Origin of the sequence: Nocardia sp. NPDC050413 (assembly GCF_040655475.1) — a bacterium.
In the GTDB taxonomy this organism is placed as follows: domain Bacteria; phylum Actinomycetota; class Actinomycetes; order Mycobacteriales; family Mycobacteriaceae; genus Nocardia; species Nocardia coubleae.
Genome location: NZ_JBFAJZ010000013.1, coordinates 83,043 through 97,207, shown reverse-complemented (window position 1 = coordinate 97,207; position 14,165 = coordinate 83,043). Strand labels below are relative to the sequence as shown.

Genomic DNA, 14,165 nt, shown 5'->3' with positions numbered 1-14,165 from the left:
CGGCCGAAACTTCGTAGGGTGGGAGCAGTCACAACGAGGCACTGCTTGGCGAGAGGTCGATCGTAATGAAGACGAAGGGCGCGATCCTGTGGGGCGTCGACCAGGAATGGTCGGTCGAGGAGATCGAGGTCGGCGACCCCGTGTCGGGGGAGGTGCAGATCCGCATGGAAACGGCGGGCATGTGCCACTCCGATCACCACATCGTCACCGGTGCCACCCCGATGCCCGGCTACCCGGTGATGGGTGGCCACGAGGGCGCGGGTGTGATCACCAAGCTCGGGCCGAACTGCCCGAGCGATCTTGCCGTGGGCGACCACGTCATCCTTTCGTTCATCCCGGCCTGCGGACGTTGTCCGTCGTGTGTGTCCGGGAATATGGCGCTGTGTGACCTGGGTGCGGGATTGCTGATGGGACAGGCGATTTCGGACGGCACGTACCGCATCCAGGCGCGCGGCGAGAACGTCATCCCGATGTGCCTGCTCGGCACCTTCGCCCCCTACATGACGGTGCACCACACCTCGGTGGTCAAGATCGATCCGACCATCCCGTTCGAGGTGGCCTGCCTGGTCGGGTGCGGCGTGCCGACCGGCTTCGGGTCGTCGACCCATGTGGCGCAGGTCCAGCCGGGCGAGACCGTGGTGATCGCGGGCATCGGCGGCGTCGGGATGAGCGCGCTGCAGGGCGCGGTGCTCAGTGGCGCGTCGAAAGTCGTCGCCATCGACCCGAATCCGTGGAAGCGCGAGCAGGCGCAGAAGTTCGGCGCCACCCACACCTACGAGAGCATGGCCGCCGCGATCATGCCGCTGATGGATGCCACCGAGGGCCGGATGGCCGAGAAGGTCATCCTCACCATGGGTGAGATGCACGGCGACTACATCGAGGAAGGGCTGATCCTCACCGGCAAGGCGGGCACGCTCGTCGTCACCTCCATGGGCCGCATGGACGCGGGCGAGGTGAAGATGAACAGCTTCCTGCTCTCGATGCTGCAGAAGACGGTGAGGGGCTGCATCTTCGGCGGCGGCAACGCCCGCCAGGACGCGCCGCGGCTGCTGTCGCTGTACAAGGCGGGTCAGCTCAATCTCGACGACATGGTCACCCGCAGCTACTCCCTCGAGGAGATCAACCAGGGCTACCGGGACATGCTCGACGGCAAGAACATTCGCGGCATCATCCGCTACACCGAAGCCGACTGGTAACCGACGATTCCCAGCACCTCGCCGGGTGTACCCCCGGCGAGGATCCTGCCGTCGCGCAACTGCAGGCAATGATCGGCGCGTGCCGCCTCGGCCGGGTCGTGGGTTGCCTGCACCACGGTGACCCCACCGGCCGCGATCTCGGTGAGCGCACCCGAGATCTCGGCGCGCGCGGCGTCGTCCAGTCCGGTCGCCGGCTCGTCGAGCAGGACCAGATCGGACTCTTGCGCCAACGCCTGGGCCAGGAGTGTGCGCTGACGCTGACCGCCCGAGAGCGTGTCCAGGCGCCGGGTCGCCAGGGCGGTGAGGTCCATCCGCTCCAGGCAGGCCCGCGCGATCTCGCGGTCGGCCTTCGTGAGCCGCCGCCACAATCCCCGATGCGCCCAGCGTCCCATCGCCACCGCCTCGCGCACCGTCATCGGCAGCGCCGCGGGAATCGCGGTGTGCTGCACCACGAAGGCGGGTCGCCGGGTGGTCTCGCGGTGCACCGTGCCCGACCGGACGGGCACCGTGCCCGCCAAGACGCCGAGCAGCGTCGATTTCCCCGAACCGTTGGGTCCGACAATCGCGGTGACCTGTCCGCGCGGGATCGACGCCGTCACCTGTGACAGCACGGGCATGCGGCCGTAGCCGGCGCTGACGTCCTCGATACGGATGGCCGGGTCTGCTGTGTGTTGCATCTCACCTCGTTTGAAACGATAATCGTTTTCAGTATATCGTCCGTTGCCATGGAGTGGCTGATCGCCCCGTTCGAGGTGGCATTCGTGCAGCGGGCGCTGTGGGGCGGACTGCTGGTGTCCTGCGTGTGCGCCCTCGCCGGAACGTGGGTGGTGGTGCGCGGCATGGCTTTTCTCGGTGACGCGATGGCGCACGGCATGCTGCCCGGTGTCGCGGTGGCGGCGCTGCTCGGCGGCAATCTCATCGTGGGCGCCGCGATCAGTTGCACCGCAATGGCTTTCGGTGTGTCGGTGCTGTCGCGGAGCAAGCGGTTCGCGGCCGATACCGCGATCGGGCTGCTGTTCGTCGGGATGCTCGCGGCCGGTGTGATCATCGTGTCGCGGTCGCAGTCCTTCGCCGTGGACCTCACCGGATTCCTGTTCGGTGATGTGCTCGCGGTGCGCACCGTCGACCTGTGGTATCTCGTTGCCGCCGTCGGGCTCGCGCTGGTCGTGGCAGTGCTCGGGCACCGGGCTTTCGTCGCGCTGACCTTCGATCCGCGCAAGGCGCACACGCTCGGACTACATCCGAAGGCGGCGCACGTCGCGCTCGTCGGTCTGGTGACCCTGGCCATCGTCGCCTCCTTCCACGTGGTCGGCACGCTGCTGGTGTTCGGGCTGCTCATCGCGCCGCCCGCCGCCGCCGTGTACTGGTCGGACCGGATTCCGGTGGTGATGGTGCTCGCCGCGCTGATCGGTGGGTTCTCCACCGCTGCCGGGCTTGTCGTCTCGTGGCACGCGGGTACGGCGGCCGGGGCGACGATCGCCGCCGTCGCGGTCGGATCGTTCTTCGTGTCGGCGGTCGTCTCGGCGCTGCGGGAGCGGTTCGGGAAGGTCGGTGTCGCCGCGTTGGCCGCGGTGTCGGTGGCGGGGTGTGGTGCGACCGAACCGGTGATCGTCGAGGAGCCGCCGCACGGGTATGTCGCCGGGGCAGAAGAGATGAGCGAGACACAGACCCGGCTGGTCGTGAGCGATCCGGCCACCGGTGACATCCGGGTGATCGATCTGCTGACCGAGCAGGTCACCACGCTCGCCGGACGCGAAAATGCCGCTGCGCCAGAGGCCTCGGCCCTGGTCGGCGACGGTCGGTTCGGATTCCTGAGTGCCGGTGGGTCGGTGCGGGTGGTCGACAGCGGAGGATGGACCGTCGACCACGCCGATCACCGCCACTACTACAGCGCCCCGGTGCGTGAAGTCGGCAGCATCGCGGCGCCGGGTGGAGTTGTCGCCGCATACGGTGATCCGGCGGTGTCGACGGTGGTGCTCGATTCCGGCGCCACGCTGGTGTTCGATCGGGTGGCGCTCGGTGACGGGCAGGTCCGTGAACCGCACCGCATCGACGGCATCGCGCTGCCGTACGGCGAGAAGCTGATCGTCGCCGACGGCGCGGGGCGAGTGGATGTGCGCGGGCGCGACGGTGCGGCTGGTGAGCCACTGGCCGGCTCGTGCCCGCAGCCGCGCGGTCAGGCCGTCACCCGGCGTGGAGTCGTATTCGGTTGTGCCGACGGTGCTTTGGTCGTCGCCCAGCGTGACGGTGCGTTCGTCGCCGAGAAGGTCGCCTACCCCGAGCCCGCCGCTGATCGGGCGACCGCGTTCACGCATCGACCCGGCAGCACGACGCTGACCGCGCTCGCCGGACGCACCGGTGTGTGGACCCTCGATGTTCGCAAGAAGACCTGGAAGCACACCCCGATCGCCGACGCGGTCGCGGTGAACACGGCCGGTGAGGGGTCCGCGGTGCTCGTCCTCACCCGCGACGGTGTGCTGCACGGTCTCGACCCCGAAACCGGTTCGGAGACCGCACGTGTCGCACTGACCGGGCCGATCGAAGGCCGGCCGGTGATTCAGATGGACCCGAACCGCGCCTATATCAACGACATTCGTGGCCGAACAGTGCACGAGATCGCCTACAACGACAACCTCCGAATCGCGCGCACCTTCCCTGTGGACATCGCGCCTTCGCTGCTGGTGGAGACAGGTCTGTGAGTTACGAAGGAAAGATTCGCGCCCAAGCCACGCGGGGAGGTGGCGACCACCAGGCCGCTGCACGCGCATCCCGCTCGGTGCTCGGTCGGCACGGCGCGTTTCGACGGTCACGAGTCGCGCCGGGGACTGGATTCCGGGGCGCTCCACGCATCGCAGGCCTGGCGCTCGTCGTCATCGCGCTCCTCGCTTCGATCACCGCCTGCGGTACCGGCGGCGACCGCAGCGGAATCATGGTGACCACCAACATCCTCGGTGACCTGACCAAGGCCGTCGTCGGTGACACCGCCGAGGTGACGGTGCTGATGCAAGCGGGGACCGATCCGCATTCGTTCGGCATCTCCGCACGTCAGGCCGCCGATATCGAACGATCCGCACTGGTCGTGCACAACGGCCTCGGCCTCGAGGAAGGCGTGGCCCGGCATGTGCAGGCGGCCGCCTCGGCAGGTGTGCCGACGCTGGCGGTGGCCGAGCGGACCGACCCGATCACCTACACCTCCGACGAATCCGCCGGGCAGCCCGATCCGCATTTCTGGACCGACCCGGCGCGGGTGCGCAAAGCCGTCGAGGCGATCAGCGCCGAAGTCATCGCGCGGGTCGACGGCATCGACGCCGAGACCGTGCGCGCCAACACCGCCCGCTACGTGAGCGAACTCGAGCAGCTTGACCGGTGGATGACCGACCGGTTCGCGGCGATCCCACCCGAACGCAGGCAGTTGGTCACCGACCACCACGTCTTCGGTTATCTCGCACAGCGATTCGGGTTCACCGTGATCGGCGCCGTGATCCCCAGCGGCACCACCCTCGCGTCCCCGAGCGCCTCGGATCTCGACGACCTCGCCACCGCCATCCGCACCGCCGGGGTGCACACGATCTTCGCCGATTCGGCCGCGCCCGACCGTCTTTCGCGCGTCCTGGCCGAGCACGCGGGCCTGCAGGTGCAGGTCGCCGCCCTGCACACCGAATCGCTCACCGAGCCCGGCGGCGGCGCCGCGACCTATCTCGAGATGGCGCGCGCCAACACCGAGGCCATCGCCCGCGGTTTATCCGGGCCGACAACGTAATTCAACAAGAGATGGAGCACGACATGCACAGTCGGTCACGGGCCACCACGATGGTGGCCATGTCCGGGGCGCTCGCCTCGGTGGTAGCGCTCAGTGGTTGCGGCAGCGACGACGTCGAAACCCACGACCACGCCCCGGGCGCCGAACCGATCGCCCTCACCTACGACGGCGGCATCTACGTCCTCGACGGCCTGACGCTCGCCCAGGAAGGCGAGGTGAAGCTCGAGGGCTTCAACCGGCTCAACCCCGCGGGCGACGACGACCACCTGATGGTGACCGTCAAGGACAGCTTCCGGGTGTTCGATGCCAGCAAGGCGGAATTCACCGGCACCGAGTACGCCGCCAGCAAGCCCGGCCACGTCGTGCGGCACGCCGGCAAGACCGTGCTGTTCGCCGACGGAACCGGTGAGGTGACCGTCGTCGACACCGACAAGATCGACAGCGGCAAGCCCACCGAGGTGTACAAGGCGGCCGCCGCCCACCACGGTGTCGCTGTCGAACTGAGTAACGGGAACCTGCTGGTCACCCTCGGGACCGAGGATGCGCGGGTGGGTCTCGTCGCCCTCGACAAGGACCGCAAGGAGATCGCCCGCAACGAGGACTGCCCCGGCGTCCACGGTGAGGCCACCGCCCAGAACGAGGCCGTGGTGGTCGGCTGCCAGACCGGTGCCGTGGTCTACCGCGACGGCAAGATCACCAAGGTGACCAGCCCGACCCCCTACGGCCGCATCGGCAACATGTCGGGCAGCGAAGCCTCCCCGATCGTGCTCGGCGACTACAAGCAGGACAAGGAGGCCGAACTCGAACGGCCGACCAAGATCTCGCTGGTCAACACCGCCGACGGCAGCTTGCGCCTGGTCGACATCGGCACCAGCTACTCCTTCCGTTCGCTGGGCCGCGGCCCGCAGGGTGAGGCGCTCGTGCTCGGTACCGACGGCAAGCTCCACGTCATCGACCCGGTCGCGGGCGCGGTCACCCGCACGATCCCGGTGACCGGTGCCTGGCAGGAACCGCTCGAATGGCAGGACGCGCGCCCGACGCTCTACGTCCGTGACGGCATCGCCTACGTCACCGAACCGGCGACCAAGCAGGTCCACCGCGTCGACCTCGCCGAGGGCAAGATCACCCAGTCGGTCACCCTGCCCGCCGCGCCCAACGAGATCAACGGGGTCTCCGCCCACTAGCGGATACTCGCGATCAAGATCACCACGCTCTGGTGGCGTTCGGCTCTCGACCGATGCCGCCACCAGAGCGTGGTGATCGTCTGTTCAGGTTCAGCGTGTGGCGCAGTCCAGGACGGCGGTGCGGAGGTTGCGGCTGCGGACGTCGTCGAGGATGGCCATGCCGAGGCGGTTCATGGTGTAGCCGAAGCCGAGACCTGTTGTGGGGTCGGCGAATCCGAAGGAGCCACCGAGGCCGGTCGTGCCGTAGGCGCGTTTGTCGGAGCCGAAGCGGAAACTGCCGCGCGATTTGCGGAAACCCAGGTGGTAGCGGCTCTTGGTGTGCAGAACCAGATCGGCGGCGGGGACGGAGTCGACGGTCGGGGCGGCGAGCAGGTCGAGGACGTCGTCGCTGAGGGGGAGCGCGCCGGTGCGTCCGGCCGCCGCGCCGTAGACGCGGGCCAGCGCGCGGGCGTTGCCGACGCCATTCATGCCGGGCCATTCGATGCCGAGGAACTCGCGACGAGTGGCACGGGCGGGGGCGCCGGGGCGCGGATTGGTCAGCGCCGCATAGGAATGCCCACGTTTGGCGTACACCTCCGCGCCGATGCGCAGCGGGATGTCGGCGAGTTCGTAGCGCAGGATGTCGAGGCCCTTGGTCGCCGACAGCTGGGCGACGCGGTCCAGGGACTCGTCTTCGGGCAGCCCGATGAACAGGTCGGCGCCCACCGGCGCCGCGATCTCCTCGGCGAAGAAACGACCGAGACTGCGCCCCGCCGGATCCACGCGGCGCAGCAATTCGCTCTGGTACAGGCCGAGAGTCAGCGCGTGATAGCCGTGCCGGGTGCCCGGTTCCCACATCGGCTTCTGAGCGGCCAGCAGAGCGGCCAGGCTCTCGCGGTCACCGAGTTCGCTGAGCTTCACGACCCGGTCCAGGCCCGACAGACCGGCCTGGTGATCGATCAGCTGGCGCACGGTGATCCGGTCCTTGCCGTGCGCGGCGAACTCCGGCCAGTACTTCGCGACGGGGGCGTCGTAGTCGAGGAGTCCGCGCGAGACGGCGGTGGCGATGGTGAACGCCGACATGCCCTTCGACGACGAGAACACCGGGACGATCGTGTCGCGCTCCCAGGGAACCGCACGCGCGCGGTCGCGATGGCCCGCCCACAGGTCGACCAGCGGTTCGCCGCCCGCGTAGACCGCGACGGCGGCGCCGATCTCGCCGTGGGAGGTGAAATTGCGGCGGAAAGCATCGGCGACAGGGCCGAAACCGGCCGCCACGTCGCCGTGAACTGATGGTGCGGGACTCATGGTGTCGTCGATCGTAGCTACGCTGCCGGATATGCGTTCGTTGGAGCAGGTTCAGCAGTGGCCGGTGGCGCACGCCGCGGCCGCCGTGGTCACCGTCGACGGGGTCGACACCACCGGTGAACTCGACCGGGTGTTCCGGCTGGCTTCGGTCACCAAGCCCCTCGTCGCCTACGCGGCCCTGGTCGCCGTCGAGGAGGGCGCGATCGAACTGGATCAGCCCGCGGGCCCGCCCGGATCGACCGTGCGGCATCTGCTGGCCCACACATCCGGTGTGGCCTTCGCCACACCGGAGGTGATCGCGAAACCGGGTGCCCGACGCATCTACTCGAGTGCCGGATTCGAACTGCTCGCCGATTTCCTCACCGAAAGCACGGGCATCCACTTTCCGGACTATCTGCACGAGGCGGTATTCGAACCACTCGGCATGCGCGACGCGGTTCTGGAAGGGTCGGCGGGGCATGCGGGACGCGCGAGCCTTCGTGACCTGACGCTATTCGCCACCGAGTTGCTGACACCCGAATTGATATCTCGGCAAACACTCGACGAGGCCACCTCCGTGCAATTCCCCGACCGCGACGGAGTGCTGCCCGGATACGGCTCCCAGCGGCCCAACGACTGGGGTCTCGGCTTCGAAATTCGCGACGGGAAAACCCCGCACTGGACCGGTCATTCCAATTCGCCGCGCACCTACGGGCACTTCGGTCAGTCCGGGACGTTCCTGTGGGTCGACCCCGAAATAGGGGTAGCCACGATCGGTTTGAGCGACGAGAATTTCGGCGACTGGGCAAGAACCGCGTGGCCGAAATTTAGTGATTCCGTGATCGCAGAGACACATAACACGCAGTGAGGTAACACCCGCAACATCGCTCACTTCGCCTACACTCGCACCACACCAGTCCGACGGACCGTTGGGGAAGACGCTCCTTGTCGAGGCTGGAGGTGTTGGTAGTGCGCGCATCGAGTCAGTTCGCTGACGCGACGGCAGGTGTGGTCTACATCCACTCCTCGCCCGCCGCGTTGTGCCCGCACATCGAATGGGCACTGTCCACCGCGCTTTCCACGCCGGCGAAACTGCGCTGGACCGCGCAGCCCGCCGACGGACAGCTGCGCGCCAGCGGCGACTGGATCGGCCCCGTCGGAACCGCCGCCCGGATAGCCCAATCATTGCGTGCCTGGCCGGTCCTGCGGTTCGAAGTCACCGAGGACCCCAGCGAAGGCGTGGACGGCGAACGCTACAGTTTCGTCCCCGCCCTCGGCCTCTGGCACGGCTCCACCGGCGCCAACGGCGACGTGATGCTCGGCGAAATGCGATTACGCGCCCTCCTCCAAGCCGCCACCGAACTGAGCACCTTCGACCTCGGTGCCGAAATCGACCGCGCCCTCGGCACCGCCTGGGACGAAGACCTCGAAGCATTCCGTCAGGGCACCGACTGCACCGGCGCCGAAGTCACCTGGCTGCGCCGCCACGTCGGCTGAGCCCGCATTCCGGCCTCTGTTCCGAGGCCGTCACACACCATGTCCCACAGCATCTTCGATTAGAACTCGCTGGGGCAGTAGATGCGACAGCGCGCGCCGGGACCGTGGGTGAGGCCGGGATAGTTGCTCACTCGGTGCCATGCGGCTGTGTCCGACGTGTTCTCGATGAAGGCCTGATGCGCTTCCGGTGCGGTCCAGTCGGAGCAGTTGAGGACCGAATCGCCGTGTGTCGAGAGGTGCTGGGCGAGGAGGCCTTCGACGGGGTGGGATCGGAGTGCTTCGGCGAGGAGATCGGTCCAGGCCGCGGCATCACGGTCGGTCGGGAAGGTGAAGGTGGTGACGACCGTGCAGGCGGGGGTGCCGTCGGGGTCGAAGATCAGGCTGTGGCGGGGGCGGAACACGGTGGCGGCGGTGGGTGGGATCGTCCAGAGTTCCTGGGTGAGTACGGCGGTGCCGCGCAGGTCGAGGAGAACGGTGAGGGCAGCCAGTCCGGGTGGCAGGTCGCGCTCGGCGAGCCGTGCAGCCACGGATTGCTGGTGTTCGGGGTCGTCGACCTGGTGGCGGGTGAGGACGATACCGGCGAGATCGGGGTGGTTCATCGTTGCTCCATATCGGTGAGGTCGTCGCGCAGGAAGCAGGCGACGACGAAGGCGAGGGCAGCGCACAGACCCGCTGCCAGGAAGGCATCGGTGACGCCCGCGGTGACCGGGGCGCGCAGAGCGTCGCGGACCGGTTCGGGCAGAGTCGCGAGGTCGGTGTGCTCGAGGTCGCCCAGCCCGGTCAGGTGTCGTGCGTAGAGTGCGCCGAGCAGGGAAATGCCGAGGGAATTACCGAGATTGCGGGCCAGCATGGCGGTGGCGCCTGCCGCGCCGATGTCGTCGAGGCCGACGCTGTTCTGCGCGATGACAACGGTGAGCTGCATGAAACACCCCATGCCCGCACCCGTCGCCAGCATTCCGGTGACCACCGGCAACCATCCACTGTCGACGTCCAGTGACGCCAAGACGGCCATACCTAGGGTCATCGCCGCCGCGCCGACGACCAGATACACCCGGAACCGCCCGCTTTTCGATACCGCCGCCCCGACCAGGGGAGCCACGACCAGCATCCCGCCGAGCAGCGGCAGCATCAGCAGCCCGGAGCCGGTGGCCGAACGTCCCTGCGCGATCTGCTGATAGAGCGGCAGGAAGGTCACCGCGCCGAACATCACCAGGCCGCTGAGGAATCCGAGCACCACGGCGATCGTGAAATTTCGGTGGCCGAACAGCGTCGGCGGAACAACCGGATCGCTCGCCCGCCGCTCCCAGCGCAGAAAGAACACCGCACCGGCAGTCGTGACCAGCAACAGCAGCAGCACCGGAAGCGAGGCCCACGCCCATGTGCGGCCGCCTGCCGAGGCGAGCACGGTGATACCGACGATGCACACGCTGAGTGCCGCCATCCCGACCACGTCCACGCGCACGGATTTCCGGGTGCTCGGCGGCAACCGCAGTTGCGTCACCAGCAGGATCAAGGCCACCGCGCCGAGCGGCAGGTTCAGGTAGAACGCCCACCGCCACCCGATGCTGTCGGCGCACCACCCGCCGATCAGCGGCCCGCTCACGATGGCGAGCGGCATGATGACCGCCATCAGCCCCTGCACCTTCGCCCGCTGTCGCGGCGGGAACAGCACGCCGACGATCGCTATCCCGCCGACGAGCAACCCACCCGCACCCAGACCCTGAAGCGCGCGAAACCCGATGAGCTGCGGCATGTTCCGTGCCGCCCCACACAACGCGGACCCGATCAGGAAGATTGTGAACGCGGCGATGAAGACGTACTTGCGGTCGTAGAGGTCGCCGAGTTTGCCCCAGATCGGTGTGGTCACCGCCGTGGTGAGCGCGAACGAGGTGACGACCAGCGACAGATCCGCGAGCCCGCCCAGTTCACCCGCGATGGCGGGCAGCGCGGTGCCGACGATGGTGAAGTCGAGATTGGCGACGAGGAAGGCAATGACAAGCCCGCTCATCGCGGCGAATATCCGGGCGGGAGGGCCTTTCTCCAGGGTGGTTGCGGGTTCGATCGACATGCCCAACTCCTGTGTACGGCGTAGACTGTGTGTACAACGTAGACCCAAGATTGCGGTGTACACAAGACTGTTAGGGTGAGCCGGACAGCGACCCCGAAGGAGTGAGCCTTGGCGAAAGCGGATGGGACCATCTGGGAGCGACTCGGTCGCTCGCCCGCCGAGCAACGCGCTCCGCTGAGCCATGACCGCCTCGCGGCCGCCGCCATCGAAATGGCCGACCTGCACGGTCTCGACGCCCTGTCCATGCGCAAACTCGCCGAGCACCTAGGCGTCACCGCGATGGCGCCCTACCGCTACATCTCCGGCAAGGACGACCTCTTCGAACTGATGGTCGACACCGTCCACGCCGACATCACCCTGCCCGCCACGGCGAACAACTGGCGGGAAACGTTGGGGGCCTACGCCGAACAGGTCCGCGAGATCACCTTGCGTCACCCCTGGCTCGTGCAGATCTTCGCGCGCCTGCCCGGCGTACTCACCCCGCGCATGGCCGATATCGCCGAACAGGTCCTCGCCTCCATGGACACTGTCGATGCCGATGTCGACGCGAAAATGGCGATGCTGGCAGGCGTCACCGCTTTCACCCACGGCGCGGCCGCCGCGGAGGTAGCCCAGCGCCAGTCGATGGCGCGCCGCGGCTGGACCAGCGACGACGACGTCCGCAGCGCCTACCACCCCTACATGGCCGAACTCACCGCCACCGGCCGCCACCCCCACCTGGTCGACTACCTCGTCGGCGGTTCCAACCAGGACACCGCCGACTGGCAGTTCCGTTTCGGGCTGGACTGCTTGCTCGACGGCATCGCCACGAAACTGCCTCGCTGAGACGCCGTCGCCGAGGGGTCATCGCGCCTTGACCCGTATCGCGTGTCGACGCGGTGGGTCCTCGGACACCTCCTCGCCGGCCGCGTCGGGTAGTCGCAGGCGTGGCCAATCCGCCAGGTCGGCGAGCATCTGACGGTCGTGAGTGGCGACCACGACGGTGATGGGAGTGGTCGTGAGTGCGGTGGTCAGGTCGTCGACCAGGGCCGTCGAGAGGTGGTTCGTCGGTTCGTCGCAGAGCAGGACCGTGGGGTCGGCGGCCAATTCGACGGCCAGGTGGAGGCGGCGTTGCTGGCCCTGTGAGAGTCGCCCGAGGGGCGTGCGGTGTGCTTGTTTCTCCAGCAGGCCGAAGCTGGTCAGGGAGCGGGCGCCGTCCGGGGTGTGGCGGGCGTAGATGTCGCCTGCTGTCGCGGTGGGGTCCCATTCGGGTACTTCCTGTCCGAGTAGCGCGATGCGCGTCGTGCTGTGGGGGTGGACAGCACCTGTGGCTGGGGCAAGCGTTCCGGCCAGCGTCGCGAGGAGGGTGGATTTGCCCGCGCCGTTGGGGCCGGTGATCAGGAGGCGGTCGCCTGCTTCGAGAGTCAGGTCGATCGGTGCGTTCAGGCGGCCGGGGACGGTGATGCCTTCGCACCGCAGCGCTGGTGTTCCTCGGCGGACCGGGAATTCTGGAAAGCGCAGGCGCAGTGGAGGTTCGGGAACCGTGATGGTGTGGGCGTCGAGGTCCGACTGACGGCGTTTCAGCATCTGGACCAGGCCGGGGGCTCGTGATTGACGCTGATGCTTGCCGTGGCCCTTGTCCGGGCGCCACCCGGTGCTGAGCCGGTCGCGGGCACCGTCCACCGCCTCCCGCAGTCGTGCGCGCTCGGCGAGTTGTTCTTCGTAGTCGTGTTCCCAGCGGTCTCGGGCACGGCGTCTGCCCTCCTGCCAACCGGCATAGCCACCGGCGAACAGCTGAGGTCGATTGTCGGGGCTCGGGTCGAGGTCGAGGAACTCCTCGGCGACCGCGCGCAACAGGGCGCGGTCGTGGCTGACGACGACCAGGCCGCCGGGGTGGGCGCGCAGACGGTCGGTGAGGAAATCGAGTCCCGCGCGGTCGAGGTGGTTCGTCGGTTCGTCCAGGAGCAGGATGTCGTTGGTCGCGCCGAGCAGGCAGGCCAAACGGACTCGATAGCGTTGTCCCACCGACGATGTCGACAGTGGGCGGGATCGGTCGGTGCAGGCGTTCAAGGCGGCCAGGGCGATGTCGACGCGCCGTTCGGCGTCCCAGGCGTCGAGTCTGGTCGCGGCATCCAGGGCCGTGGCGTAGGCGTCGTCGGCGCCCGGTGCGTCCACGGTGAGCAGCAGGGTGGCGGCGTCCAGATCGCGTAGGGCACGCTGGGCCGGTTCGATGGTTTCGGCGACCAGGTCGCCGACCGTCTCGCCCGCGTGAACGGTGATGTTCTGCTCGGCGACGCCGACGGTGCCGACCCGGCTGACCGAACCGCTGTCAGGGTTCAGCAGACCGGCGAGAACATGCAGCAAGGTGGTCTTGCCACGCCCGTTCTCGCCGACGATCGCCAAGCGCGAACGAGCGGAGACGGTGACGGAGACGTCGGTCAACACCGGACGTGAGCCGAGCGTGACATGGACGGATGCGGCCCGGAGGTGGGCATGCGCACCAGCGGGCAGGGAAGGAGAAGTAGGCACAGAGAACTCCGCGGCTCGAGAAAGGAGCCGGGCAGCGCGAGGAGACCGCCCGGCGGATGACCCGGGACGGCGGCGTCAGAAGGGGGATGGAATGCCGGTCGCCGCCGTCAGCGGAGCGACCAGGGCTTCATCATCGCGGTGCCTGTATACACGTCAGCGACGATACCGACCCGTGCCCGCGCTGCCAACGAGATTTCCGGCACGGCCAGACCCCAGTTGTGGTGGCACCGGTTTCCTTGTGCCGAAAAGTGTTGTGCGGCAGCATCAAACGTGTGATGAACAGACAAATTTCCGCAGCTTTCGTACTGGCCGCCTCGGCCACCGTGGCCTTCGGGTCCATTGCACCCGCCGGTGCGGCGACGCCGTTCGTCGCCCCGCAGGTGACCTTCACCGGCACCGCCGCGGGCACCGTCACCGCCACCCTGCACAACCCGAACGACCGGGGACAGTGCTGGGCCGAGGCCGGGATCGGACCCGAGAACAACCACGCGTTCTTCGGTAACGGTTCGCCGGAGTCGCTGGCCGATGCAGGCGAAACGGTCACCACCTCGCTCGAGGGGCTCGAGCCCGGTTCCACGATCACCGCGCGCGGTGGGTGCGTCAACGGTGCCGAGTTCGCGTTCTCCGAACTGGTCACCGTGAACGTGCCGAGCTCGATGCCGTCGACCGGCAGCTTCTAGCAGGGC

Annotated in this window: 13 protein-coding genes; 8 read left to right on the top strand and 5 right to left on the bottom strand. The window is 68.1% G+C overall.

From position 1 onward, the window contains the following. Window positions 1-65: 65 nt before the first annotated feature. Window positions 66-1,196 carry an NDMA-dependent alcohol dehydrogenase gene (locus AB0I19_RS25265; RefSeq protein ID WP_357151702.1) on the top strand — a complete coding sequence of 377 codons (1,131 nt, stop codon included), beginning with the start codon at window positions 66-68 and terminating at the stop codon, window positions 1,194-1,196. Here the strand turns inward: AB0I19_RS25265 and aztA are convergent. After that, a complete protein-coding gene (gene aztA / locus AB0I19_RS25260; protein ID WP_357151700.1) occupies window positions 1,175-1,873 on the bottom strand; it encodes a zinc ABC transporter ATP-binding protein AztA in 699 nt (232 codons plus the stop codon). The genes AB0I19_RS25265 and aztA overlap by 22 nt on opposite strands. Window positions 1,874-1,921: 48 nt before the next feature. Between aztA and aztB the strand changes: the two genes are divergently transcribed. The 3 genes from aztB (at window position 1,922) to aztD (ending at window position 6,140) form a co-directional block, all read left to right on the top strand. Beyond that, window positions 1,922-3,895 (top strand): zinc ABC transporter permease AztB, encoded by a 1,974-nt coding sequence (gene aztB, locus AB0I19_RS25255; protein WP_357151698.1) that lies wholly within the window; start codon window positions 1,922-1,924, stop codon window positions 3,893-3,895. A gap of 230 nt (window positions 3,896-4,125) precedes the next feature. Beyond that, window positions 4,126-4,956 carry a zinc ABC transporter substrate-binding protein AztC gene (aztC, locus tag AB0I19_RS25250; RefSeq protein WP_357151696.1) on the top strand — a complete coding sequence of 277 codons (831 nt, stop codon included), beginning with the start codon at window positions 4,126-4,128 and terminating at the stop codon, window positions 4,954-4,956. A gap of 23 nt (window positions 4,957-4,979) precedes the next feature. Further along, complete coding sequence (gene aztD / locus AB0I19_RS25245; protein WP_357151694.1) at window positions 4,980-6,140, top strand: zinc metallochaperone AztD; 1,161 nt, start codon at window positions 4,980-4,982, stop codon at window positions 6,138-6,140. A 90-nt stretch (window positions 6,141-6,230) separates the two neighbouring features. Here the strand turns inward: aztD and AB0I19_RS25240 are convergent, their stop codons facing one another. Further along, entirely contained in the window at window positions 6,231-7,427 is a 1,197-nt protein-coding gene (locus AB0I19_RS25240) for a serine hydrolase domain-containing protein (RefSeq protein ID WP_357151692.1), read from the bottom strand. 31 nt (window positions 7,428-7,458) lie between these two features. Between AB0I19_RS25240 and AB0I19_RS25235 the strand changes: the two genes are divergently transcribed. After that, window positions 7,459-8,274: a serine hydrolase domain-containing protein gene (locus AB0I19_RS25235; RefSeq protein ID WP_357151690.1), complete on the top strand. Its 816-nt coding sequence runs from the start codon at window positions 7,459-7,461 to the stop codon at window positions 8,272-8,274. Between the two features lie 101 nt (window positions 8,275-8,375). Then, window positions 8,376-8,903, top strand: a complete 528-nt coding sequence (locus tag AB0I19_RS25230; protein WP_067487208.1) for a DUF3145 domain-containing protein — start codon at window positions 8,376-8,378, stop codon at window positions 8,901-8,903. A gap of 59 nt (window positions 8,904-8,962) precedes the next feature. Here AB0I19_RS25230 and AB0I19_RS25225 read toward each other — a convergent pair whose 3' ends face one another. Beyond that, window positions 8,963-9,502 (bottom strand): hypothetical protein, encoded by a 540-nt coding sequence (locus tag AB0I19_RS25225; RefSeq protein ID WP_357151688.1) that lies wholly within the window; start codon window positions 9,500-9,502, stop codon window positions 8,963-8,965. After that, entirely contained in the window at window positions 9,499-10,971 is a 1,473-nt protein-coding gene (locus AB0I19_RS25220) for a DHA2 family efflux MFS transporter permease subunit (RefSeq protein ID WP_357151686.1), read from the bottom strand. Before AB0I19_RS25220 ends, AB0I19_RS25225 begins: the two co-directional genes overlap by 4 nt. A gap of 108 nt (window positions 10,972-11,079) precedes the next feature. Between AB0I19_RS25220 and AB0I19_RS25215 the strand changes: the two genes are divergently transcribed. Then, window positions 11,080-11,796, top strand: a complete 717-nt coding sequence (locus AB0I19_RS25215; RefSeq protein ID WP_357151684.1) for a TetR/AcrR family transcriptional regulator — start codon at window positions 11,080-11,082, stop codon at window positions 11,794-11,796. An 18-nt stretch (window positions 11,797-11,814) separates the two neighbouring features. Here AB0I19_RS25215 and AB0I19_RS25210 read toward each other — a convergent pair whose 3' ends face one another. Beyond that, window positions 11,815-13,479 carry an ABC-F family ATP-binding cassette domain-containing protein gene (locus AB0I19_RS25210; RefSeq protein WP_357151682.1) on the bottom strand — a complete coding sequence of 555 codons (1,665 nt, stop codon included), beginning with the start codon at window positions 13,477-13,479 and terminating at the stop codon, window positions 11,815-11,817. Between the two features lie 275 nt (window positions 13,480-13,754). Between AB0I19_RS25210 and AB0I19_RS25205 the strand changes: the two genes are divergently transcribed. Continuing rightward, window positions 13,755-14,159, top strand: coding sequence for a hypothetical protein (locus tag AB0I19_RS25205; RefSeq protein ID WP_357151680.1), 405 nt, complete (start codon window positions 13,755-13,757; stop codon window positions 14,157-14,159). Window positions 14,160-14,165 lie beyond the last annotated feature (6 nt).

Excerpts from the sequence above, each read along its gene's own strand:
- AB0I19_RS25225 (WP_357151688.1), bottom strand. The coding sequence starts at position 9,502 with ATGAACCACCCCGATCTCGCCGGTATCGTCCTCACCCGCCACCAGGTC.
- aztD (WP_357151694.1), top strand. The coding sequence starts at position 4,980 with ATGCACAGTCGGTCACGGGCCACCACGATGGTGGCCATGTCCGGGGCG.
- aztA (WP_357151700.1), bottom strand. The coding sequence starts at position 1,873 with ATGCAACACACAGCAGACCCGGCCATCCGTATCGAGGACGTCAGCGCC.
- aztC (WP_357151696.1), top strand. The coding sequence starts at position 4,126 with ATGGTGACCACCAACATCCTCGGTGACCTGACCAAGGCCGTCGTCGGT.
- AB0I19_RS25220 (WP_357151686.1), bottom strand. The coding sequence starts at position 10,971 with ATGTCGATCGAACCCGCAACCACCCTGGAGAAAGGCCCTCCCGCCCGG.
- aztB (WP_357151698.1), top strand. The coding sequence starts at position 1,922 with ATGGAGTGGCTGATCGCCCCGTTCGAGGTGGCATTCGTGCAGCGGGCG.
- AB0I19_RS25240 (WP_357151692.1), bottom strand. The coding sequence starts at position 7,427 with ATGAGTCCCGCACCATCAGTTCACGGCGACGTGGCGGCCGGTTTCGGC.
- AB0I19_RS25265 (WP_357151702.1), top strand. The coding sequence starts at position 66 with ATGAAGACGAAGGGCGCGATCCTGTGGGGCGTCGACCAGGAATGGTCG.
- AB0I19_RS25235 (WP_357151690.1), top strand. The coding sequence starts at position 7,459 with ATGCGTTCGTTGGAGCAGGTTCAGCAGTGGCCGGTGGCGCACGCCGCG.
- AB0I19_RS25205 (WP_357151680.1), top strand. The coding sequence starts at position 13,755 with ATGAACAGACAAATTTCCGCAGCTTTCGTACTGGCCGCCTCGGCCACC.